At 70.6% G+C, this 22,434-nt stretch carries 18 protein-coding genes and 3 pseudogenes; 12 read left to right on the top strand and 9 right to left on the bottom strand.

The window, feature by feature from the left end; genetic code table 11:
- Positions 1–689: 689 nt before the first annotated feature.
- The 3 genes and pseudogenes from ABZ887_RS39755 to ABZ887_RS39745 all read left to right on the top strand — a co-directional run.
- On the top strand, positions 690–1,223 hold the full coding sequence (locus tag ABZ887_RS39755; protein ID WP_361301198.1) for a cupin domain-containing protein: 534 nt from the start codon (positions 690–692) through the stop codon (positions 1,221–1,223).
- 13 nt (positions 1,224–1,236) lie between these two features.
- Complete coding sequence (locus tag ABZ887_RS39750) at positions 1,237–1,821, top strand: hypothetical protein (RefSeq protein WP_361301195.1); 585 nt, start codon at positions 1,237–1,239, stop codon at positions 1,819–1,821.
- A gap of 1,272 nt (positions 1,822–3,093) precedes the next feature.
- Positions 3,094–3,192, top strand: a pseudogene (locus ABZ887_RS39745) (CorA family divalent cation transporter); the annotation flags it as partial.
- 6 nt (positions 3,193–3,198) lie between these two features.
- Here the strand turns inward: ABZ887_RS39745 and ABZ887_RS39740 are convergent.
- Both ABZ887_RS39740 and ABZ887_RS39735 read right to left on the bottom strand, forming a co-directional pair.
- Positions 3,199–4,611, bottom strand: a complete 1,413-nt coding sequence (locus ABZ887_RS39740) for a DUF1214 domain-containing protein (protein ID WP_361301192.1) — start codon at positions 4,609–4,611, stop codon at positions 3,199–3,201.
- Between the two features lie 256 nt (positions 4,612–4,867).
- On the bottom strand, positions 4,868–5,515 hold the full coding sequence (locus ABZ887_RS39735; RefSeq protein WP_361301216.1) for a superoxide dismutase: 648 nt from the start codon (positions 5,513–5,515) through the stop codon (positions 4,868–4,870).
- Positions 5,516–6,324: 809 nt separating this feature from the next.
- On the opposite strand from ABZ887_RS39735, the gene ABZ887_RS39730 reads away from it, so the two are divergent.
- Entirely contained in the window at positions 6,325–8,022 is a 1,698-nt protein-coding gene (locus ABZ887_RS39730; RefSeq protein ID WP_361301189.1) for an esterase, read from the top strand.
- 677 nt (positions 8,023–8,699) lie between these two features.
- Here the strand turns inward: ABZ887_RS39730 and ABZ887_RS39725 are convergent.
- Positions 8,700–9,152, bottom strand: coding sequence for a hypothetical protein (locus tag ABZ887_RS39725; RefSeq protein ID WP_361301186.1), 453 nt, complete (start codon positions 9,150–9,152; stop codon positions 8,700–8,702).
- A gap of 25 nt (positions 9,153–9,177) precedes the next feature.
- On the opposite strand from ABZ887_RS39725, the gene ABZ887_RS39720 reads away from it, so the two are divergent.
- Positions 9,178–9,534, top strand: coding sequence for a CAP domain-containing protein (locus tag ABZ887_RS39720; RefSeq protein WP_361301183.1), 357 nt, complete (start codon positions 9,178–9,180; stop codon positions 9,532–9,534).
- A gap of 57 nt (positions 9,535–9,591) precedes the next feature.
- On the opposite strand, the gene ABZ887_RS39715 is transcribed toward ABZ887_RS39720, so the two are convergent.
- Positions 9,592–10,464, bottom strand: coding sequence for a universal stress protein (locus ABZ887_RS39715; protein WP_361301180.1), 873 nt, complete (start codon positions 10,462–10,464; stop codon positions 9,592–9,594).
- 5 nt (positions 10,465–10,469) lie between these two features.
- Positions 10,470–11,492 carry a zinc-dependent alcohol dehydrogenase gene (locus ABZ887_RS39710; RefSeq protein WP_361301177.1) on the bottom strand — a complete coding sequence of 341 codons (1,023 nt, stop codon included), beginning with the start codon at positions 11,490–11,492 and terminating at the stop codon, positions 10,470–10,472.
- Positions 11,493–11,908: 416 nt separating this feature from the next.
- Between ABZ887_RS39710 and ABZ887_RS39705 the strand changes: the two genes are divergently transcribed.
- From ABZ887_RS39705 to ABZ887_RS39695, 3 genes and pseudogenes are all read left to right on the top strand, one after another.
- Entirely contained in the window at positions 11,909–12,373 is a 465-nt protein-coding gene (locus ABZ887_RS39705; RefSeq protein WP_361301174.1) for a cyclic nucleotide-binding domain-containing protein, read from the top strand.
- A gap of 18 nt (positions 12,374–12,391) precedes the next feature.
- Positions 12,392–12,748 (top strand): annotated as a pseudogene (locus ABZ887_RS39700) (CBS domain-containing protein); the annotation flags it as partial.
- Positions 12,749–12,758: 10 nt separating this feature from the next.
- Positions 12,759–13,430: a hypothetical protein gene (locus ABZ887_RS39695; RefSeq protein WP_361301171.1), complete on the top strand. Its 672-nt coding sequence runs from the start codon at positions 12,759–12,761 to the stop codon at positions 13,428–13,430.
- Here the strand turns inward: ABZ887_RS39695 and ABZ887_RS39690 are convergent.
- Positions 13,373–14,095 (bottom strand): annotated as a pseudogene (locus tag ABZ887_RS39690) (NAD(P)-binding domain-containing protein); the annotation flags it as partial. The gene ABZ887_RS39695 and the pseudogene ABZ887_RS39690 sit on opposite strands and share 58 nt — an antisense overlap.
- Positions 14,096–14,186: 91 nt before the next feature.
- Between ABZ887_RS39690 and ABZ887_RS39685 the strand changes: the two are divergent.
- Together ABZ887_RS39685 and ABZ887_RS39680 are read left to right on the top strand one after the other, a co-directional pair.
- Positions 14,187–14,564 carry a helix-turn-helix domain-containing protein gene (locus tag ABZ887_RS39685; protein WP_361301168.1) on the top strand — a complete coding sequence of 126 codons (378 nt, stop codon included), beginning with the start codon at positions 14,187–14,189 and terminating at the stop codon, positions 14,562–14,564.
- A 97-nt stretch (positions 14,565–14,661) separates the two neighbouring features.
- A complete protein-coding gene (locus tag ABZ887_RS39680; RefSeq protein ID WP_361301165.1) occupies positions 14,662–15,027 on the top strand; it encodes a hypothetical protein in 366 nt (121 codons plus the stop codon).
- On the opposite strand, the gene ABZ887_RS39675 is transcribed toward ABZ887_RS39680, so the two are convergent.
- Entirely contained in the window at positions 14,972–15,544 is a 573-nt protein-coding gene (locus tag ABZ887_RS39675; protein ID WP_361301162.1) for a hypothetical protein, read from the bottom strand. The two genes, ABZ887_RS39680 and ABZ887_RS39675, sit on opposite strands and share 56 nt — an antisense overlap.
- Positions 15,545–15,858: 314 nt before the next feature.
- Here ABZ887_RS39675 and ABZ887_RS39670 point away from each other — a divergent pair, with 314 nt between their 5' ends.
- Positions 15,859–17,469, top strand: a complete 1,611-nt coding sequence (locus ABZ887_RS39670) for a M48 family metallopeptidase (protein WP_361301159.1) — start codon at positions 15,859–15,861, stop codon at positions 17,467–17,469.
- A 93-nt stretch (positions 17,470–17,562) separates the two neighbouring features.
- On the opposite strand, the gene ABZ887_RS39665 is transcribed toward ABZ887_RS39670, so the two are convergent.
- Positions 17,563–19,122 (bottom strand): SDR family oxidoreductase, encoded by a 1,560-nt coding sequence (locus ABZ887_RS39665; protein WP_361301213.1) that lies wholly within the window; start codon positions 19,120–19,122, stop codon positions 17,563–17,565.
- Positions 19,123–19,428: 306 nt separating this feature from the next.
- Between ABZ887_RS39665 and ABZ887_RS39660 the strand changes: the two genes are divergently transcribed.
- The gene (locus tag ABZ887_RS39660) at positions 19,429–20,151 is read left to right on the top strand and encodes a hypothetical protein (RefSeq protein WP_361301156.1); all 723 of its coding nucleotides are present in this window, start codon (positions 19,429–19,431) and stop codon (positions 20,149–20,151) included.
- A 113-nt stretch (positions 20,152–20,264) separates the two neighbouring features.
- Here the strand turns inward: ABZ887_RS39660 and ABZ887_RS39655 are convergent, their stop codons facing one another.
- Entirely contained in the window at positions 20,265–22,124 is a 1,860-nt protein-coding gene (locus ABZ887_RS39655) for a glycoside hydrolase family 76 protein (RefSeq protein WP_361301153.1), read from the bottom strand.
- Positions 22,125–22,434: the final 310 nt, after the last annotated feature.

The following is a 22,434-nucleotide window of genomic DNA, read 5'->3' as shown; positions in this document are numbered from 1 at the left end:
TTGCCCGCGCGGGCGAGCAGCACCGCGAGCAGGTACGACTGCTGCCGAGGCCCGGGGTCCAGTTCGACACCGTCCCGCCAGATCCGCAACGGACCCAGGATCTGTAGATACGGCGAGCCGCTCCTGGCCGGCCGATCTTCCCCGCCGGACCGGGCTGCAAGGACTGGCACCGCTACCCTCCTCGGTCCCGGGACGGACACGACCCGGTCTTCGCTAGTGCCGGCTTCGTGCGAGTGTACGGGGACCGGCCGAATTCCACCGCCGGGTACGGCAAGGCTCGACCACGCCTTCGCAGGTGCAGGCGGCCACTCCGGCGGCCGGCGAGACGCCGCAGCCTGCGGTGCAGCACCGGCGGAGGGGGCCGGTGCGGGGCGTCGGCCGCTGCAGTCACACCGGCACCATCGTCGGATCCTCCGTGGCGAGCACCGACTTCTCATTGGGGCGAGGGCGACGTCGGTCGGCGCCCTTCTCCCCGGGCGTGCATAGCGAGACGGACTTTACGGGCGATGGAGCACCGTCCGCAGACGATTCACTCCGCGTCAAGTCGAGGGCGCCAGTCTTGCGGTGTGCGGCGGCGCCACTGCCTGCCGGGCTGCTTTCCGCACTGACGTGACGACCTTCGAATACCCAAATAAGCCGAAAGGGGCAGGACTTACCATATGAGCCCAGTGCAACCGTTCCGGAGAATCGTGACCGGCCATGACGCGTCCGACCGTGCGGTGATCACGCAGGACGCACCGCCGACTCGCGTGGTGCAGATCGGCGGACCTGGTGGCCCGACCTTCTACGAGGTGTGGAACACACGCCAGACGCCGGCCGTCATCGACCGGCAGTCGGGTGAGCCCGCGGAGGACGGTCTGGTGCTCGGACCTCCCGAGCGCGGCACCCGCATCCGGGTGATCGACTTCCCTCCGGAGGACGACCGGATCCGGAGTCTGACGGGGGCCGAGGCGGCAGAGAAGTTCGGGGAGATGGGCGGTGCCGACGCCGCACGGTCCACTGCCGGCGCCCCGCATCCGTTGATGCACCGCACACAGACGATCGACTACGGGATCGTCATCGAGGGCGAGCTCACGCTGGTTCTCGACGATGGCGAGACCATCGTCCGCACCGGAGACATCGTGATTCAGCGCGGCACCAACCACGCATGGGCAAACCGGTCGGCTGCGAACTGCCGGGTCGCCTTCGTACTCATCGACGGCCAGTACACCGACGGACTCTGAGGAGGAGCATCGTATGCGTATTCGACCCATCCCACCCGGTGAGCTCAACCCTCAACTCCGCGAGGTGCATGACGGCATCGCCGGCCTCGTCACCGAGGAGCAGGGCCGCGTCGTCATCCTCGACGACGACGGCGCGCTCGTCGGGCCGTTCGCTGCGATGCTGCACTTCCCCACGTTCGGGGTTCCGGCGCTGTTTCTGCAGCGGGCGGTCGCGGCCGAGGCTCGCCTCGATCCCATCGTTCGCGAGGTGGCGATCCTCACCGTCGGCGGCGCCTACGGCGCCCGGTACCTGCTGTACGCACACGAGCAGACGGCGGATGAGGTCGGCCTTCCGGCAGCGCAGATCGCGACCTTGGCGGCGGGCGGGCGACCCTCCGGGCTGAGTGACGAACAGGCCGTCGCCCACGACGTCGCGATGGCGTTGACCGCCGGGCGCATACTGCCGGACTCCACATACGACCGGGCCACACAGTTGCTGGGCCATGACGGGGTCGGCGAGCTCGTGTTCCTCATCGGCAGCTACTGCCTCATCGCGATGGTGCTGAACTGCTTCGACGTGCCGGTCCCCGGTCAGGATCCGTCGACTGCCCCGTCGTGACGACTACGAGGTGCCTGCCGACGACTGCAGCATTGCGGATCGTCGGTTCACAGCGCTCGGGGTCCGGGCGCAGAGGTGTGGGCGTCGTCTGACACGCCCCCGGATCCGGCCGGATGCGGGGGCGGCCCCCGCCGATCCGAGGCACGGCGACGGGTCCCGGATCGTGACGAGGCTGGGCCGTCACGAGATGCCCATGCTCCGCGCCCCGGCTCCGTCGAGTGAGTCGGGGCGAGCTGCGGGACTCCCGCCGACGCCCGGCGGTCAATCCGCGCAGACGCCGCGGTATCGGTGTGGGCGGGCGCGAGAATCCACAGACGCAGGTGTCCGCCGGGGGAAGCCATGCCCACCCCTGCCCCTGCTCACGGACCGTCGGGCGGTGCTGCTGTCGTGGCAGAACCAGGTTCCCGATCGACCGGCACCAACGCATCGATGGCCCACGGTCGGTCCACGTGCCGACCCGCAGGGGCCTCGCCGGTGGATGAGCGCAGACCGGGTTCTTGACGTGCCTTGGACGGTGCGCCGACCCGCGTCGGGCGGTGCGTCCAGGCGCAGTGCCGTCCTCGCCAAGTGCGTGGATCTGCCGTGCCGTGCGCGCCGGCCGGCCTCGTTCCGGCTGCCAGCCACATCTCACCGAGGAGCCCGTACCAGGTGGCCAGGCCCGAGCGTGGCGGGTCGGAGAGCGACGCGACGATCAGATCCTGCGCCTCCGCGGCTGCGCCGACCGGGTCCTCGCCGGTCACGGCACGCGCCCAGCACCGGGCCAGCGAGGACAAGGTCCCTTGTGAAGACCTGTAGAGCTCCTTTGCCAACACGCGGGAGGTGCCACAGGTCGGCAGCCCTGCATTCACTGTTCCGCCAGCTTGATGCCACAGACACGGGAAGTCATACACATGACCGACGGCGTTGTGGACGCCCATCCCGCACCCCCGACACCTGTACGAGGGCTCGGCGTGGCCATACGCGTCTTGGACGGCGCCCCCTTCTGCGTGAAGAACATCAGCTGACAGGAGCGCTCCAACCATGGCCCTTCTCCTAGAACACAACATCACTCCGGAGCCCGGCACCCAACCGAGACCGCCGCACCCCGTCGCCGGCGATCACCAAAAGGACGACGGACTCGCCTGCACCCCAGGGAGTAACTCACCGTAACGGTGGTATCCAAACAGGCGTGCGCGGGTATCGCCTGACCTACGCTCCAAGACCTCGAAAGACGCATCGACGCAGGCCACACACGTCGGCAGCAACATCGTTGCAGGTCAGTCCCGTTAGGTAGACGACTTCAAGAAGATCTCCTCCTGGGCCGCCATCCTCTTCGCCCCGACCCTGGTCGGCACGATCTACGGCATGAGCTTCCGGGAGATGCCGGAGTTGCGGGGGTCATCGGCGCATGCCCTTCGTGACCGGCGGTGGTTTCCAGGTGCCGTCGAGAGCCGCGGTGTCCGGCCAGTACGCGCGCAGGTAGAGGGAGAAGCGTCCGGCGGGCGCGGGCAGCCAGTTGGGCAGGTCGGCCTCGTCGGCGGGTGGTGCGGCCCCGGCGTACAGGGTCAGGGAACCGTCGGCTGCCAGGCGCAGGGTCTTGGTCTTGGTGCCCAGGGAGTACCGGTCGAGTGCGTTGGGATGGAAGAAGTGGTGCTCGTTGTAGAGGGTCACCGACCAGAAACCCCGCACCGGGGGCAGGGCTCCGGCGGGGAAGGTGAGCGTGCAGCCGTGCTCTCCGGTGAGGAGTTCGCCGGTGTCGTCCTGGTCCTGGTAGAAGTACGCGGTCTCGGACGGCACGTTGACGAAGATGTTGGCCTTGGCCATGGCGGCGCGGCTGAGGTAGTCGCCGCCGAACGCCGCGCCGTTGCGCTGGGTGCTCCAGTGGTGGTCGAGGGGGACGCCGATGTTGCGGAACTCGAACAGCTCCCGCAACAGCGTGGCGTCGGACTCGACCGCCGCCTCTCGCAGCGCCGCGGCCGCTCGCGGGTCGCGGGCCGCCTGGTCCACGAGCGAGTGCAGCACCCCGTAGAGGGCCTCCTCGCCCGGGCGCGGGGGCACCTCGCCCAGAACCGCCGGGAGGGTGTCGAAGAAGGTGGTGGGGTCGACCCAGCGGGTCTCGTGTTCACCGCTGGTGGCGTCACCGGCCGGGTGGGTCGGTGCCTTCGACCAGTCGGTGCCGCGCGGTTCGCCGGTGTACTCGGCCAGTGGGTAGGCCATGATCCGGTTCACCAGGGGGCGGACCGCGGACCGGTCCTCGTCGGTGTCGTTCATGAAGACCCGCGGGATACAGGCCGCGATGCGGGTGTCGAAGCGGAACATCCCCGCGATCCCGTCCGGGACCCGGCCGTTCCACCCGGCCGGGGCCAGGAGGTAGCAGCCCGGCTCGGTGCCGTACATCGCGCCGAGCCGCGCGAACGCCTCCGTGCGCTGGTCGACCACCTGGTAGACCCAGAACCGGTCGCCGAAGTCCGGGACCTGTACCACCGAGGGTCCGCGCCGCGCGTCCAGGACGCCCATGCCGTAGACGACGTCCTGGTTCGGGCAGGCCACGATCCGCTCCTGCGCAAGGATGTAGTCGTGCAGCATCCCGAGCGTCCCCGGAGGACCGGCCGGGACCACGCCGCCGAGCAGTCCGGGAACGGGCACCTGCTCCATGACACCGAGCCGGTTGTGCATGTTCACCAGCGGCCAGCCCCAGAGGTAGGCGACCCGGCCCATGGCACGCAGGTACTCGCCGGTCATCCGTGACCCGGAGACCGGGACCGCGAGTGCGCCAAGGGTGCCGGGGGTGGCTGGTGCGGAGGGCGACATGTGTCGAACGTACGGACTCCGGGCCGGGGGCACGCTGCTGGGCTACGCCGTTCGGCTGCCGTGGTGGCGGGCCCGGGGCGTCGTCCCGTCGCCCGCGAGCATCAGCTGTACGCCCCGCCGGTCCAGTTGGCGGGCCTGCCCTCACAGAAGGGCTCCCGCAGGCATCCGGCCCGCGGGAGCCCTCCCTTGTACCGCCTGCCGTCGTGAAGGGTGAGAAGACGATCACGAGGCAGGACGCTCGGGGGGCGTCAGGGCGTCAGGGGCGGAGGAGCAGGCTGTCGCCGCGTTCCTTGGCTGCGGTGTAACGGCGGGCCACGTCCTGCCAGTTGACGACCGCCCACATGGCGTCGATGAAGTCGACCTTCTGGTTCTTGTACTGGAGGTAGAAGGCGTGCTCCCAGGCGTCGAAGACCAGGACCGGGGTGGAGCCCTGCCCGACGTTGCCCTGGTGGTCGTAGACCTGCTCGACGATCAGGCGGCCGCTGAGCGGCTCGTAGGCGAGGACGCCCCAGCCGGAGCCCTGAGTGGTGGCCGCCGCCTTGGTCAGCTGGGCCTTGAAGCCGGCGAATGAACCGAAGGACTCGGTGATCGCGTCGGCGAGGTCGCCCACGCCGTCCGCGGCCAGGGGCTCGCCGCCGCCGTCCTTCGGGCCGGTCATGTTCTGCCAGTAGATGCTGTGCAGGATGTGGCCGGAGAGGTGGAAGGCCAGGTTCTTCTCCAGGCCGTTGATCGAGCCCCAGGTCTCCTTCTCCCGCGCCTCCGCCAGCTGCTCCAGCGTGTCGTTGGCGCCCTTCACGTAGGCCGCGTGGTGCTTGTCGTGGTGCAGCTCGATGATCTCGGGGCTGATGACCGGGGCGAGCGCCGAGTAGTCGTACGGGAGCTCCGGGAGCGTGTACACCGGCATGTCGAACATCCTCCGACGTTATTGCGACTTTTATGCAGCTGCACATTAGCAGCAGGAACCGTAGGGTGCCGATCAGGCACTGGTCCTAGGCCCCCTGCCGTGTCGCGCACATCAGCAGCGGCATTGCGGCACGGCCAGAGGTGCGCGAACCGCTCCGGGTGCGCGGTCCGCGCCGCACTCCGGGCCGACCGGGGATGCTCGCCCTGCCCTGCCCCGCTCTCCGATCGGGAGCGCCCGCTCTCGACGGCGGAAGTCGGGCGGCGAGTGGATGCGGGGCGACGCCCTCCGAAGGGACGCTGTCAAGCAGAGGCCGCCCCGCACCCGGCGGGCTGGGTTTGGCCGCCCGCCCGCTCGCCGCAATCTAGTTGTTATTGCGATAGATATGCAATAGAGCTCGCCTTCGAGGTCCCCCTTCGAAGGCACCCTTGCAGCCGCGGCGGGGCGGGGCGCCGAGGACATGCAGGCCGTCGCGGATCCGGGCAGGGCGCGGGCCCGGCGCCCGGTGTCGGAGTTCTGTCCGATCGGGCGGACGGCGATGCCGCGGTCGGTGAGCAGTCGGCGCAGCCGGTTCTTGCCGACGGCGCCCGCCTCACCCCTCCGCTCCGCCCCCTGCGTCCCGACGAACACTCCTGACCAAATCGTCACCGAAATCGTCAACAATCCAGAGGTAATCCTGGGCCAATCCCTGGACTCCTTGCCTACGGTCTGGGACTCGAACGAGCCGCACAGCCCGCCTACCCACGGTGTCGCCCAGGAGGTGCACAGGCACGGCTGTGACCACGCAACCCACCGCACAAGGAGGTCCACTGGTGGACATCAACCGCCGAGCCGTTCTCCGGGGCGCCGCAGCCATAGCCGCGTTAGGAATCGCCGAGAGCGCGGCAGGCACGGCCTTCGCCGCCGCTTCGTCGTCGTCGAGCACGTCCTCCACGTACTCGCTGGAGTTCGACTCCACCGCCTGGTCGTACGACTCGACCAACGACGTGTACTACCAGCTCGGGACGGTGTACTGCACCGACCCGGCCGCCACGGACTACGAGAACCTGTCGGTCTACGTGCCGGGCGCCTATCTGACGGCCACCGTGAACAGCGACGGGACCACGTACACCGCGACGGTCAACGCCAGCGGCACCGTCGGCTCGTACACGGGAAGCACCGCGCCGATCGTGATCCCCGTCAACACCCCCGGCTACGCCGCGCAGTCGCCGGCCACGTCCTACAGCTACAGCAGCGTCTCGGAATACCTCGAGGCCGGTCTCGTCTACGTGTGGCCGGGCCTGCGCGGCCGGGACAGCTCGACCAGCAGCCGCTCCGACGCGGCCCCCTGGGGCGTGACCGACCTCAAGGCCGCGGTCCGCTACGTGCGGTACAACGCGAGCCTCCTGCCGGGCAGCACGGACTCCATCGTCCTGTTCGGCATGAGCGGCGGCGGCGCGCAGGACACCGTGGCGGGCGCGTCCGGCGACAGTTCCCTGTACGACCCCTACCTGACCGCGATCGGCGCGGCGACCGAGGACGCCGACGGCAACACCCTCAGCGACGCGGTCGCCGGCGTCATGGCCTGGTGCCCGATCACCAACCTGAACGAGGCCAACCTGTCCTACGAGTGGAACATGGGCCAGTTCGCCTCGACGAGCACCCGCGCGTCCGGGACCTGGACCAGCGTCTACTCGACGGACCTCGCGAAGGCCTGGCCCACGTACCTCAACAGCCTGGCTCTGACCGACAGCGACGGCAACGCCCTGGAGCTGACCGAGTCCGACAGCGGCGTCTACCTGGCCGGCAGCTACTACGACCACGTGATCGAGGTGATCACCACCTCGCTGAACAACTTCCTGTCCGACACCACCTTCCCGTACACCTCGTCCGGGACCACGTACGAGACGGCCGACGACTACATCGCCTACCTCAACACCGACAGCACCTGGGTCACCTACGACTCATCGGCCAACACCGCGACGGTGTCCGGCCTCGAAGGCTTCGTCACCAGCCAGAAGACCGCGAGCAAGCCGGTCGGCGCGTTCGACGGGTACTCCCGCGGGCAGACCGAGAACAACGTCTTCGGGATGGGTCTCGACTCGCCGGCGCACTTCGCGCCGCTCACCCGTGACGTCGTCGCGGCCAACGAGTCGACGTACGCCACGTACTCCGACTGGGACTCCGACTACGGCTCCTCGGCGTACGACAGCGACTTCGCCGAGACGGACAGCGTCGGCGAGGAGATGGCCTGGCGGACCGACGCGTACAACCCGCTGTACTTCCTCTCCTCCGCCTTCGACGGCTACCAGCAGTCGACGGTGGCGCCCCACTGGCGCATCCGCACCGGCATCATGCAGGGCGACACCGCCAACACGACCGAGATCAACGTCGCGCTGGCCCTGCAGAGCTACGACGGGGTCAGCGACGTCGACTTCGCCACCGTGTGGGGCCAGGGACACACCGAAGCCGAGCGCACCGGCGACTCGACGACGAACTTCATCAGCTGGGTGGAGTCCGTCCTCGGGTAGTGCCCCCGGTCGTCCGAACAGTCCGGGGGCCCGGCCGACACCCGCCGGCCGGGCCCCTGGCACCGGAGCGGACCCACGGCCACAGTCACAGCCACAGCCACAGCCACGGCGGGCATCACCACCATCACCCGGTCGTCATGCCCACCACCTTCCGCGCCGGGCTTGATCCAGCAGCGTACGGGTGGCCGGTTTCCCGGCCGTCGCGCCATTGGCGCAGGGCGCTTGCCTGCCGCGCTTCGCCCACTCCGCGCCCCGATCTGCTGCATCCAGGCCGGGCCAGAACCGGAACCGGAACACGTGATTCCGTGAAGTCCGTCACAGCGAACCTGGGACCTAGGCGGGCCGGATAGTAGAGGCCGCTCTGGCGATATATGGGACTTGTCCGTCTTGGGGTGCGCATACGCCGCGCCCGGATTCACGGCTTTCCGTCTGCAAGCAACCTCCGTCGGTTCTGCACGCGGGCAGGGGTTCTGACGGGTCGACAGAATCTCGCAGAGGTCCCGGCAACCGGACCAGTGCACCCCGCTGCCGCGGCAAGGGCCGCCGGAGCCTACTAAGCGGGCTAGTACCGAGGCCCTTTGCGCTCCGCGTGAAGGCTTCCTAAGAATGACGACCCGCAGGACACCGCCGCAGCTCAGGAGCGGGTTACGCATGGGTAGACATCGCAAGAACACGCATTACCGGCGGATAGTCATCGCCGCCGTCGCCTTGGGCGCCGTGGGCATACCGTCCGCCGCCATGGCCTGTACCAATTGGCCCGACAGCGGCGGACACCGGTCCGACAGCGCCGAGAACACCACGACGAAGGGCTGGTGGAACGACGCGAGCTGGGGCCGCCCCTGGAACGCCACCAGCCCGGCCGCCGAGCCGTCGGCGACGACATCGGCGGTGCCGAGCGCCACGAAGACTTTGAGTGCCTCCGCAAACGCCGCGAAGACTCCTCGCGCCGCTGCGGGCGCCAGGAAGACCACCGTGCACAGGCCGAAGGCAACACCGCGCCGGCACATCGTCCGGACGGCCGCGCCCACGCCCAGCACCACCGCGTCGCCCAGCCCCCGGACCACCACCACCACCGCCGCCGCCACTTCCGCAGCCCCCAAGCCGTCGAGCACCCCGAAGGCCACCGCCACGGCGTCCGGAGTCGTCGCTCGCATCGTGGAACTCGTCAATGCCGAGCGCAGCAAGGTCGGCTGTTCGGCCCTGACCCTGAACACGACCCTGACCAAGGTCGCGCAGGCGCACAGCGAGGACATGGCGCTTCACCAGAACATGTCGCACTCCGGGTCCGACGGCTCCTCCCCCGGAGACCGGATCACCAGCGCCGGATACACCTGGAGCGCCTACGGCGAGAACGTGGCCTACGGTTACGCCTCCCCCGAGCAGGTCATGGCCGGCTGGATGGCCAGCCCCGGCCACAAGGCCAACATCCTCAACTGCGCGTTCAAGGAGATCGGCGTCGGTCACGCACAGCCCGACGACTACTGGACCCAGGACTTCGCCACCGCCCGCTGAGCGGGTGCCGCCTGCCGTCGCGGCGCTTCCCCACCTGGTCGCCGCCTTCCGTCGCCGTCACGCCGGCTCGGGTACGACGGCGACGGGGCAGGCGGAGTGGTGCAGTACTCCGTGGGCCACGCGGCCCAGCTGGAGCCCGAAGTGGCCGGGGCGGCGCCTGGCTCCGACGACCAGGAGGCCGGCGTCGTACGAGGCGTCCACGAGGACGTTCCGGGTGTGGCCCTCGACCGTGTGGCCGGTCGATTCGATGTCGATGGGGGCGTCCTGGAGGGCCGCCTTCAGGGATTCGACCGCCTGCTGCTCGTGCAGGCGCGCGGGCTCGCCGGCGAGGAGGGGGTGGTCGGTGGTCTCGTGCGCGGGACACCGCCAGGCTCGTACGGCCTCCACCGGCACCCCGCGCCGGCGCGCTTCCTCGAAGGCGAACCGCATGGCCGCGGAGCCGGTCGGCTTGTCGCCGACGCCCACGACGACACGGCCCTGGGCGGCGGAGCGGGCCCGGTTGTCGTGGTGGCCGCGTACGACGATCATCGGGCAGTGGGCGTGTCCGGCCACGATCAGGCTCACCGAGCCCAGCAGGGCCTCGGCGAGGCCGCTGCGGCCGCGGGTGCCCGTGACCAGCAGGGAGGCGTCCCGGCTCTCGCGCACCAGCGTGTACTCCGGTTCCTCGGGCAGTACGTCGGTGGTGACCTGCAGGTCCGGCGCCCGGAGCTGGGCGCGCCGGGCGGCGGTCGCGACGATGTCCTCGGCCCGTACCTGTTCGGACGGCTTGGTGAGGTCGTCGGCGAGGGATTCGCCCTCGTACCGCTCCCACAGCGAGGCGTACACCAGCCGGAGCGGTGCCCCGCGCAGGACGGCCTCGTCGGCCGCCCAGTCGACGGCCCGCAGACTGGGCTCGGAGCCGTCGACACCGACGACGATCGGGAGGGTCATCGCGCTCACGCTCCCGCACCGAGGTCGAAGACGATCCGGGCCCTGACCTCGCCGCGCAGCACCTCGGCGATGGACTCGTTGACGGACGTCAGCGGGCGGGTCTCGCAGATCACCTGGGTCCGACCGGCGGCGTGCAGCTGGAAGACCTCGGCGAGGTCCTGCCGGGTGCCGACGATGGAACCGATCACACTGGTGCCGTTCAGGACGGTGTCGAAGATCGGGACACGGACCGTACCGTGGGCGGGGAGGGCGACCATGACCAGCTTGCCGCCGCGCCGCAGGCCGGAGTTGACGGCCTCGAAGGCGGCGTCGTTCACCGCGAGGGCGATCGCCGCGTGGGCGCCGCCGTGCTGCCTGAGGACCTCGCCGACGTCCTCCTTGCGGGCGTCGATGACGAGGTCGGCGCCGAGTGCGGTGGCGAGTTCGAGCTTCTCGTCGGTGACGTCGATGGCGGCCACCTGGGCGTCGGCGATCTTCGCGTACTGCACGGCGAGATGGCCGAGCCCGCCGATCCCGGAGATCGCGACGAGCTGGGTGGGCCGGACCCCGGCGACCTTGAGCGCCTTGTACGTCGTCACGCCGGCGCAGGTCAGCGGGGCGGCGTCGACGGCACTGACGCCGTCGGGCACGGGTTGGGCGAAGTCGGCCCGGGCGAGCATCTTCTCGGCGTACCCGCCGTCGCAGCCGTAGCCGGTGTTGACCTGCTCCTCGCACAGGGTCTCCCAGCCGGACAGGCAGTGCTCGCACCGCCCGCACGCCCTGCCCAGCCAGGGCACGGCGACCCGCTGCCCGACGGCCAGGCGGGTGACGCCCTCACCGAGCTTCTCGACGACGCCGACGCCCTCGTGTCCGGGGACGAACGGCGGGTTCGGCTTGACGGGCCAGTCGCCGTGCACGGCGTGGATGTCGGTGTGGCACAGCCCGGAGGCCTCGACACGGATCCGGACCTGACCGGGGCCGGGCTCCGGGTCGGGCCGCTCCTCGATGACCAGGGGCTCGCCGAAGGCTCGTACGACCGCTGCCTTCATGATCTGTTCTCTCCTCGGGGTCTGCCGTGGGCTACGACGGCGACGGGGCGGGGTGCCGGTTCGAGCCTTGCCCTCGGACGAGGCGCCCGGCAGGGGCCGCAGGTCCCGGAACGGGGCCGACCGGCCCTGGGCGGCGTACACGGTGCGGCGAACCCGGGAGCAGCCGGAGGGACGCGAGGTGTACGCCCTCCCGTCGTCGGCCGTCCGTGGAGCACCCCACAGTGCTCACCCCTCCGGTGAGCAGGTCGTCCCGCACCCTCGTCGAACGGCGGAGCCGGGGTGGCCGCAGGGTGCCGAACGGCTCTCCGCCGGAGCCGGGCGGCCCGGTCGGGGGGCCGGGTGGCCCATGGCCCGCCGGCAGTCGTCGAAAGGACGCTGGACATGGCAGTTCCGACACTTCTTCCGGGAGGCACGCCATGATCACCGCGCCCACCCCCAGCATGCTGCGCGCCCTGCCCGCCGAGCACCGCGAGCGGCTCATGCGCCTCGCCCGCGAGGTGAGCTTTCCGCAGGGGACGCGGCTGTTCGACGAGGGCGGCCGGGCCGACCGGTTCTGGATCATCCGCTCGGGCACCGTCGAGCTCGACATGCACGTGCCCGGCCGGCAGGCGGCCGTCATCGAGACCCTCCGGCACAACGAACTCGTCGGCTGGTCCTGGCTGTTCGCGCCGCACGCCTGGCACCTGGGCGCCGAGGCGACGACCCCGGTGCGGGCGTACGAGTTCGACGCGACCGCCGTCCGCCTGATGTGCGAGGAGGACCCCGCGCTGGGCAACGCCGTCGCCCTGTGGACGGGGAGCATCCTCGCCCACCGCCTCCGCTCCACCCGGACCCGGCTGCTGGACCTGTACGCCCCGTACGGCGCCGGCACCGTCGTCTGAGCTCCGGGCCACCCCGAGGAGGAACTCATGCCCTCCCCCGCGCTCACCACGAGCCCCGACGCGACCCTCGCCCAGGCCGCCCGCACCATGGCGCACGCCAAGGTCAAGCGCCTGCCCGTGGTCGACGGGCTCGGCATGCTGGAGGGCGTCGTCAGCAGGGCCGACCTGCTCAAGGTGTTCCTCCGCGGTGACGAGGAGATCGCCGAGGAGGTCGGCCGCGAGGTGGTGCCCTGTCTCTTCCCGGCCCCGGTCGCGGCGATCCGGGTCGAGGTGCACGACGGAGTGGTGAAACTCGCCGGCCGCATCGGGGACAGGTCCCTGGTCCCCGTGGCCGCCCGCCTGGTCGGCGCGCTCGCGTCGGTCCGGACCGGATAGCGTCGATCGGGTGGAGTTCAATCTCGTCCGTAGGGAGCCCGAGGGGCTGACGCGGCGGGCCCGGCGCTTTGTCGGCGTGCACGGCATCAGGGTCGACGTACCGCCGGTGGGCCGGCTCAGGGAGCAGTGGCTTGCGCTGGGGGTTCCGCCGGCGGAGCTGGACCGCGTGACGGCGTATCAGGAACGTTGGGGTGGTCTCGTCCTGCCTCCTGCTCCGTACTACGACGGCGGCTCCAAGTATCTGGATCCCGACCTTCCGGAAGGTTCGCCGGCTGAAGGGTGGTGGTTCGCCGCGGGGATCCAGCGGACGGCGCTCCCGTACTCGTTCGTGATCGGTCCGGGGGGCGAGTTCGGCATCCTCGGCGATCGTTGGACGCCCCTGCACCGGACCGTGGAGGGGTGGGTGGAGTCCGTCGCACTGGCCCACCATGCGTCTGCGCGGGCGAAGGAGATCACGAGGGTTACCGGCGACGCGGTCGACGCCATCGCCCTGGACTCCTTCACGCCGGTGGGGGAGATCACGGGGCTGGCGGACACCTGGTGGCGGGGTGGCGACTCGTTGGTGGCGGTGTACGCCGGGGAGGCCGAGTGCTTCTCGGACCCCGAATGCCGCACCGCGTGGATCTACTCGGGTCTCGATGAATGGGGACTGTATGGCGGTGTCAGGGACGACGACACATGAGAAGGACCGTGAGCGCTTCCTGAGGGGAGGCGAGGGACGGCGGAGCCCGGGTCGAAGCCTGCGAAGGCCAGGCCGATGACGAAACCCGCCGCCTCCTCCAACTGGCGGGCGCGGTCCAGCGCTCCCACGGTCGCCGGGACACCGCCGACATCACGGACCAGTTCGCCGACGACGTGCAGGGCCGTCGCGTCGTCGCCGCACATCGCGACCGTCACACGGGGTCTGCCGTCACCGGGTGGACCCGTCCACTGGTCGGCGGGAAGGAGATGGAACGCCTTCACCACCCCGGCTCCCGGGGCGAGGTCGGCGATCCGCCGCGCCATCGACCCACCGTCTCCGATGAGCACGGTGCGGACGCCGTGCGTGACGGCGTTCGTGGGATCGATCAGCGGCTTCCCCACCAGCACGCCGTCGGAGGCGTCCACCGATCGCAGCATGTCCCCGACGCCGTCCCAGGACACGGCGAGGAGCACCGCGTCGCACCAGGTGACCGCTTCACGCGGCGTGACGGCGACCGCTTCGCGGCCCAGTCGCTCCGCGAGCCTCACCGCCTTGGCCTGCGACCGTCCGCCGATCGCCACCTCATGTCCTGCACGTGCCCAGCCCTCGCCCAGGGCCGCGGCCAGTGTGCCTGTTCCCAGGATCCCGATACGCATCTGTCCGTGCCTCTCCGTCGGCGGTCGGTCGGGAGGTCACGGTATGCAAGGCGTCACGCACCCGTCAGTGCGTGACCGACGCGCGATGATGGACGGTGAGATGACTGAACATGACCCCGACTGCCACGAGTTGGTCGCGGACTGCCGTCTGCGCGCGGCCACCGATCTCTTCGCTCACATCTGGGACCCCGTAGTGCTGGCGGCGCTGAGCGTGGGGCCGCACCGACGCCGCCGGCTGCGCGCTGCAATCGGAGGCATCAGCGACAAGGTGCTGACCGACTCCCTGCACCGTCTGCTCGCGGACGGGCTGATAGAGCGCCACGCACATGCCGAGGCCCCGCCGCGCGTCGACTACGCCCTGACCGGGTTGGGGCAGAGCCTGGTCGACGGCCCGATGAGGGCACTCGGGCGCTGGGCGATCGAGCACGGTGACGAACTTCTCGAAGCGCAGGAGAGGGGTGCCGCAAGAGGTCTGTGAGCGATGCCTGACGTGGATCACCAAGGCGCGTTCACAGCCCCCTCCTTGGTCGTAGGATCCACCACTGATGGTCGACACGGCTTGTGGGGGGGCGGACTTGGAGAGACCGGACGACCGCATCGCATCCGTCCTGCGCTTCGCTGCGGAACTCGTCGCCTGGGTGGCCACTCCCTGGGCCCTGTCCACGTATTCACGGCTGCTCGCCGTCCTGGCGGTGGTCGTACTGATCGGCCTCCCGACCGTCTTCTCCACTCCGGGAGACAAGGCTCAGGTGATCATCCCTGTCCCGGGTACGGTCACGATCCTGCTCGTGCTGCTCCAGCTCGCTGCTGCCGTGATCGCCGCATGGCTGGCATGGCCCACTTGTGCGGCAGTCCTGGTGTCCCTCCTCGTGGCAGCCACCCTCGTCACGGAACGTCGACGCTGGCAGTGGCTGCTCTCCACGGACCGGCACACCGGCTGAGCTGCGAAGGGGGCACCGGAGTGCGTTCGCTCCCCGGGCCGGCCCGCCGCTTCCCTACCTCTCGCTGTCCTTCGGTGAAGTAGGCGTACGGCGCCACCGAGACTCCTTCGGAGACCGCGCGTTCGTCGTCCTCGCCGGCCTCCGGGTCGAGGTCGCGTGCCCACAACGAGTGCATGGACCAGACGGAGAAGCCGGCGTGGAAGTCGTGGCCGATGTCCGAGGGTGTGCTCGAGTGCCCCAGTGCGTAGAGGTCTGCGACGACGTCGTCCAGAAAGCGATGGGTCAGCTGAACCCCGTCGTAGTGCGCTTCGGCATCGCCGCCTTCGCCGCTGTAGCCGATCTCCACGAGTTCGACCGTCTCGTCGGCCGCGTAGGTGATCACCAGCGTGGGTGAGGTGGTGTAGACGGCCCGCTGTCCGCCTGGGCCGTGGTACGGAGACCCGACGCGCTCCTCGACCTGCGAGCGCGGATCGCCGATCCTGACGAGGGCCACGCCCTGCCCTGGAATGATCTCCATGTCGACCATCCTGCCAGCCAGGACAACCGTTCGGGGGCCCGCGGAAATTCAGAGCGCCACCGCTCCGTCCGGTGAAGGTCTGTGACCGCGGCTTGCCCTGGACTCCGCCGCCCGCCTGCTGCCCCAAGAACGCCCCTGTCCCGTTGGCCTGGACGAGACGCTCTCGTCCGGCATCCAAGTGCGTCGGCTCGCCGACCCGCACGTCCGACTCGACGCCTCGGGGAGCGGCGGACCCGTTCGGAAGGCTGCAGGTAGTATCCGCGAGCGCTTTGGCCTCGTCAGGCTGCTGAACCAGGTGGGTGGGAGACTCCTCGATGACGTTTCGACTGCGCGCTGTCCGCGCGTTCGCTTTGCTGGTCGGCTTCTTTCTGATGGGTGCGGTGCTGCTGTCGGCCATGGCAGTGCTCGACTGGCTGCTGATGACACGCCTGTTCAGGGCGCAGGCAGCCTGGTTGGAGGGCATGGTCGTGACCGTCACCGTTCTGCTGGCGGCGGCGATCGTGCGGGGTATGTTCGCCTTTCTGCGGGCGGGGCGTCTCGGCCCGGTGCCGGACGCGGTTCCGGCCACTCCTGAGGAGCAGCCCGAGCTGTGGGAACAGATACGGCTCGCCGCCGAGGTGACGGGGCAGCGGCCACCGGACGAGCTCTACCTGGACGCCGAGGTCAACGCGGGAGTCGCCGAACACAGCCGCCTGCTGGGGCTGCTGCCCGGACGCCGCCGTATGCACCTCGGTCTGCCGTTGCTCGCCGGGCTGACGGTCCCACAGTTGCGTGCCGTCCTCGCGCACGAGTTCGGCCACTACGCACACCTCGACACCCGGCTCGGCGGTGTCACGATGCGCGGCCGGACGGCGGTAGTGCACACGGTGGAGGCCTTCCAGCAGGGCGGAACCAGGTTCCACTTCGTGATCGGTTCCCTGTACGTCGGTTACGCCCGGATGTTCCTGCGTACCTCGCAGTCCGTCGCCCGCCACCAGGAGTTCGCCGCCGACCGGATGGCCGCCCGGTACGCGGGGCGTGACACGACGGCCGCCGCCCTGCGCATCATTCCGGTACTCGACGGTGCGTACGCCCACTACCTGGAGACATACGCCGGGTTGGGCAGGTCGCAGGGAGCGCTGCCGCCGGTGGGCGAGGTGCACGGCGGTTTCCGGCGGCTGCTCGCCGCCCGTACCGGGGAGCGGCTCGCCGAGCTCTCCGCCGGGCAGCGTCCGCCGCGGCCGCACCCGTACGATTCGCACCCGCCGACAGCCGAACGGATCGCCCTGATCGAGAAGCTGCCCACCGACGACCGGCCCTCCGAGCCGGCCGACGGGTCGGCCGCGCTGACCCTGCTGCGGGACACGGACCAGGTGTTCGCTGCTCTGGAGGAACGGACGCTGTCGCAGGAGACGGCGCTCCTGCGGCGGAGGAGTTGGGACGACCTCGTCATGGCGCGCGCGGTCGAGGACGCCGACGGCTGGTCCCGGCCGCTGCGGGTCGCCGTGTCCAGGGCGCTCCGCTCGTCGGCGCAAGGTGCCGAGGAAACGGTGCCTGTCCACCGGGATGCCACGGCCGAGGAGGCGGCGAGCGACCACCTGCCCGGCTTGGAGGAGATACTCGACGCGATCGACGGCGGCCTGCTGTGGATGGCCGTCGCCGACCGCATGCCCAAGCCGTATCAGGCGTCACGGCTGACAGGGCCGTCCGCTCGCAACTTCATTCGGCCCAGGATCTTCGACGGGCTCGCGGGCCTGGTCCACCTGCGACTCGTCGAGTCGGGCCACGCCAGACCGGACATCGCCTGGTCGGGGCAGCCTGGACTCTTTCTGCCCGAGCCGTGGGAGAAGGGCATGGACGACGCCATCGACGCGGCCGTCGCCGACACACCCGACACCGCCCCGCTGCGCGCCCTGCTCACCGGCCGCGACTGCGTGTCCGCATAGCCGGTGTGCGGCCGGGTTGCCCGGTTGTCGGGTTGCGCGTCGACGGAATGGTCCCAGCCCGCTTCAAGGGGAACCGGCGAGGCGTGCAGCGGTTCAGCTTTCCGGTCGGGCAGGGCGGTGGTCGGTGCTGTCGGTGCTGTCGGTGCTGTCGGGTGCGGCCGGGGTGCGTTCGGCGGCGCGGACGATGTTGCGGGCCATGCCGCCGAAGACGACCGCGTGAAAGGGCGACACGCTCCACCAGTAGAGCTGGCCGAGCAGTCCGTGCGGGTGGAACAGGGCCCGCTGCCGGTAGTGCGCGCCGCCGGCCCCCTCCTCGTCGACGTACATCTCCAGCCAGGCCAGCCCGGGCAGCCGCATCTCGGCGCGCAGGCGCAGCAGCCGCCCGCGGTCGATCTCCTCCACCCGCCAGAAGTCCAGTGAGTCACCGACCCGCAGGCGCCGCGCGTCACGTCGTCCGCGGCGCAGGCCCACCCCGCCGGCGAGGCGGTCGAGCCGGCCGCGTACCGCCCAGGCAAGCGGGAAGGAGTACCAGCCGTTCTCGCCGCCGATGCCCTCGACCACCTCCCACAGTGCGTCGGGGGTCGCCTCGGCATGGCGTTCGCGTACGTCGGTGTAGAGGCTGCCGCCGGCCCACTCCGGGTCGGTGGGCAGCGGGTCGCTGGGGGCGCCCGGCAGGGCGGCGGAGGACCAGCGGGTGACGACCTGGGCGTCCCGCACGCGTTGCAGCGCGAGGGAGACGGCGCGGTCGAAACCGACCGGGTGGCCCGGCGGGCTGGGCACGTACCGCTCGATGTCCCGTTCCCGGCACACCACTTCGTGGCGCAGCGACTCCGTCAGCGGGCGGGCGATGGCGGCCGGCACGGGGGTCACCAGGCCGACCCAGTGGCTGGACAGGCCGGGCGTGAGCACCGGCACGGGCACGATGAGCCGCCGGGGCAGCCCGGCGACGGCGGCGTACCGCTGCATCATCTCGACGTAGGTGAGCACCTCGGGGCCGCCGATGTCGAAGGCGCGGCTGACGTCGGGCGGCAGGCCGGTGCACCCCACCAGGACGCGCAGGACGTCCCGTACGGCGATCGGCTGGATGCGGGTGCGCACCCAGCGCGGGGTGACCATCACCGGCAGCCGCTCGGTCAGGTAGCGCAGCATCTCGAAGCTGGCCGAGCCGGACCCGATGATGACCGCGGCCCGCAGTACGGCCGTCGGCACGCCCGAGTCGAGGAGGATCCTGCCCACCTCGGCGCGGGAGCGCAGGTGCGGCGACAGTTCCCGCTCGGGCACGTCGGCCGGGGTCAGGCCGCCCAGGTAGATCAGGCGGCCGACGCCGGCCCTGCGGGCCTGCTCGCCGAAGACCCGGGCCGCCTGCCGGTCGGTGCGCTCGAAGTCGCGGCCGGTGCCGAGGGCGTGCACCAGGTAGTAGGCGACATCGACGCCCGCCATCGCCGCCGCCACCGAGTCCGCGTCGGTGACGTCGCCCGGTACGACCTCCACCCGCCCGGCCCACGGCTGGTCGCGCAGCTTCGGGGGCGTGCGCACCAGGCAGCGCACCCGGTACCCGGCGTCCAGCAGCTCCGGTACCAGCCGCCCGCCGATGTAGCCGCTGGCACCGGTCACCAGACAGGTGCGCGGACCCGTGGCACCGGTTCCGTTCACGTTCGTGGTCGTCCCGGCCGTCTCGTCCGCCACGCGCACCGCCTCGGTCGTCGTCCGTGCGCCCTCGCGCCCCTCGCCCCGATACCTCTACGGTGCCGCCCGCCTGTCCCGATGCGCCGGGCGACTGCGGCATCCGGGTGACGCGGAGCTCTCGCACGGCGCGTCCGTCCAGGCCGGGGAGGCGCCGGCGGGCAGGCGCCCCAACGGCGCACGGGACGGCCGCCGCACGCCCCTCCTCACTTCAACACTCCCTTACCGGGCACACAAAGCGCTGATAGTACGGACTCCTGCACAAGGGGGACGAAAGTGACACACACTGACACAGGCTCCGACGACGCCACCACAGGCAACGAACCGCAGGGCGGGGGCAACGGCAGGAGCGACAACAGGACCAAGATCCTGATCGCGTCCATCGGCGCGGTCGCGGCGGTCGCCGCCGCGACCGCCGGAGCCCTGTTCGCCCAGAACGGCGACACCCGGGAACCGTCCAAGGGGTCTTCGATCGCCACACCCGTCTCACCCGCGATCGAGACCGACGACCCCTGCGATCTGCAACGGCTCGCCGACTCCTGGAACCAGCCGCCGTCACAGCGCTACAACGAGACGCTCTTCGCGAACCACGACGCACCCCGCGTCTACACCCAGGTGGGCGGCCCCGCGAGGAGCCCCGAGATCAGCGTCAAGGGGCAGATGAACCTGAACATCCCGGCGGGCCAGGTCCTCTATCTCGTCACCCGGCCCGACCCCGACTCGAAGGACGAGTACGGGCACCCGGGAAACGGCCGTTTCTACCCGGGCACACCCGTCAGCCCCACGTCCGACGGCTGCTGGGAGGACGACAACCACTCTGTCGGCTATCCCGGCGTCGAGGGGATCAGTGAGACCTACCTGCTCGTCCTCGTCGGTTCCGACCAGGCGGCGAAGTTCCCGGCCGACCGCAAGGCGAAGGACTGGGACGGATACAGCGCGGACGACTGGCGGGCGATCAGCAAGATCGACGTCATGAACTTCCATGTCTCGACGGCCTAGTGCCGTTCCTGTGAACCGACTTGAGGCGATGCCGTCCTGCGCGGGCCTGCGCGCGGCCCTCCGCAGGGCCGAGGACGGCATCCTCGACCGCGACGGAATCCTCGGCCTCGGCGTCATCCCGCGGCGGTGAGCGCCCCCAGGGCGCTCGCCTGGGTCCGCCAGTCGCCCTGGTTGGGGCTGGTGCCTGCCCAGCGTTCGCCGAGGGCGTTGAGGGGGGTCCGGTCCTGTGCCCACAGGGTGTCCGCCTGCTGCTGGATGTAACTCCGGTACGTCCCGGCGCCGGTGGCGGTCGCCAGGTCGGCGAGGTTCCGCATGAAGATGCCCTTGAACTGCTTCTGGTTGTCGTCGCAGGACGCCGAGCCGACGTCGCAGGACTCGGTGAGCACCCCGCCGACGGTCAGTGCCGAGTTGCCGACCGCGGCGTCTGCGAGGGTCCGCGCGGTGGTCAGCAGGGAGCTGTCGCCGGTCGACTTCCACAGTTCGGTGAAGCCGCCGATGGCCAGCCCCTGGTTGTAACTCCACACGGTGGAGCCGTTGTTGGCGCAGGCGGAGGTCAGGCCGTCGTTCACCAGGCCCGAGGAGTTGATCATCCCGCTGGCCCGGTACCAGGCGGCGGACGTCTTCGCCCGCTGGAGCCACACGGTGTCGCCCGGGATGCGCTGGTGCAGTGCGGTGGTCAGCCACAGGTACTGCCCGTTCGTCACCGCGTTCTTGTAGGTACGCTCGCGGTCCCACCACACACCACCGCCGCAGGTGCCGGTGTCCCAGTACTGCTGGACGTAGTTCGCGATGGTCACGGCCTCATTGAGATACCGGGAGTCGCCGGTGTAGTCGTACGCGTCGATCCACGCGATGGCCCACCAGCCCGAGTCGTCGACGGAACGGCTGATGAAGTCGCCCTCGATCGCGTCCGTACCGCGCACCCCGGCGGCGAAGGCGCCCTTGTTCCGGTCGAAGGTGCGCGCGACGACCCAGTCGTAGTCGTGCGTGCCGGTGGTCCTCGCGAAGTCGACGAGGGCGGTGAGGGTGGCCGCCGAGTTCCACCAGCTGCTGGGCCACCAGCCGTTGTAGGGGTCGTACGAGGTCAGCAGCGCGTCCGCCGCCGCGCGCGCCCTGGTCGGTGCGGGCCTGACCCACGCCGTGCAGCTGCCCTCGTTGTGGCTCGCCTCCCGGCCGCAGGCGCGGACCGCGCCGCCGTAGAGGAGGCCGCGCGGGTCGCGGACGGCGTACATCGCGGTACGGGTGCCGGTGGCCCCGGACGGGGTGCCGGTACGGCCGAGGGAGGAGCCGTCCGGCCAGGTCGAGCCGCCGTCCCAGGAGCGGTCGAGCCAGATCTCGTCACCGGCGCCGCCGCTGTCGATGCTCGCCCAGGCCATGGAGTTCCGCTGGTCGACGTGGAGCCGGATGGTACGGCCGTAGAGGGTGGTGGACGGTACCGGCTGGTCGTCGCCGGCCGCCTGGCCGGCGCTCGTGCCGTCGCAGAGGGTGTCGCAGACGGCGGGGTAGACCCAGTTCGTGCAGCCGACCCCGGCCGCGTCGCCGCAGGCCCGGACCAGCCCTCGGCGGTGGTCGCGGGGGTCGGTGATGTTGTACATCAGCGTCCTGGTGCCGGTCCAGGTGCCCGGGATGCTCGCCTTGCCGAGCAGCCCCTCCCAGGTGGCGCCGCCGTCCCAGGACCGGTCAAGCCACACCGAGTCCCCGGTCACGCCGTCGTCGATGCTGGCCCACGCCATGTCGTCCGCGTCGGACACGTGCAGTTCCAGGCGACGGCCGTCGAGGTCCTTGTCCGGCACCGGGAAGGTCTCCTCGCGGGCCTGCGAGGGGTCGAGCGTGTCGCAGGCGAGTACACAGACCTGGGTGGCGGCGGAGGCGGGCGCCGCCGCAGGGGCGAGGACGGCGAACGCGAGCGCGGCCGACAGCAGGAAGCCGAGAAGACGGCGCCTGACAACGATGTCTGAACGATGTGAGGACACCGGGACTCGCCTCGATTTCGCGATGGGGGACGGCGGTCGGCGCACGTGACGGGGGCCGGCAGCTCCGGTCGAGCCGGGCCGGAATCGGGCACTGGTCCATACCTGTCAACGAGGCAGTGAACCGGCTCGGCGAGGCCCTGTCAATGCATCAAGAGCACCCTTTTTCAAGGGAGTTGAGAGGCAGCCGGGACGGGTTGACACCCGGATTTCGGGCGCCCATCATCGGTGGAACTTCGGCGAGGCTCCTCGTGCATCCACCTGTCGCAACCGGCACCGGGCCTCGTGCGGCGCGGTTTTGAATCGTTTCAGG

It is taken from the genome of Streptomyces sp. NPDC047061 (assembly GCF_040643955.1).
Taxonomy (GTDB): Bacteria; Actinomycetota; Actinomycetes; order Streptomycetales; family Streptomycetaceae; genus Streptomyces.
This window is presented reverse-complemented; position numbering and strand designations above follow the sequence as displayed.

Excerpts from the sequence above, each read along its gene's own strand:
- ABZ887_RS39750 (WP_361301195.1), top strand. The coding sequence starts at position 1,237 with ATGCGTATTCGACCCATCCCACCCGGTGAGCTCAACCCTCAACTCCGC.
- ABZ887_RS39740 (WP_361301192.1), bottom strand. The coding sequence starts at position 4,611 with ATGTCGCCCTCCGCACCAGCCACCCCCGGCACCCTTGGCGCACTCGCG.
- ABZ887_RS39735 (WP_361301216.1), bottom strand. The coding sequence starts at position 5,515 with ATGCCGGTGTACACGCTCCCGGAGCTCCCGTACGACTACTCGGCGCTC.
- ABZ887_RS39715 (WP_361301180.1), bottom strand. The coding sequence starts at position 10,464 with ATGACCCTCCCGATCGTCGTCGGTGTCGACGGCTCCGAGCCCAGTCTG.
- ABZ887_RS39710 (WP_361301177.1), bottom strand. The coding sequence starts at position 11,492 with ATGAAGGCAGCGGTCGTACGAGCCTTCGGCGAGCCCCTGGTCATCGAG.
- ABZ887_RS39705 (WP_361301174.1), top strand. The coding sequence starts at position 11,909 with ATGATCACCGCGCCCACCCCCAGCATGCTGCGCGCCCTGCCCGCCGAG.
- ABZ887_RS39685 (WP_361301168.1), top strand. The coding sequence starts at position 14,187 with ATGACTGAACATGACCCCGACTGCCACGAGTTGGTCGCGGACTGCCGT.
- ABZ887_RS39675 (WP_361301162.1), bottom strand. The coding sequence starts at position 15,544 with ATGGAGATCATTCCAGGGCAGGGCGTGGCCCTCGTCAGGATCGGCGAT.
- ABZ887_RS39670 (WP_361301159.1), top strand. The coding sequence starts at position 15,859 with ATGACGTTTCGACTGCGCGCTGTCCGCGCGTTCGCTTTGCTGGTCGGC.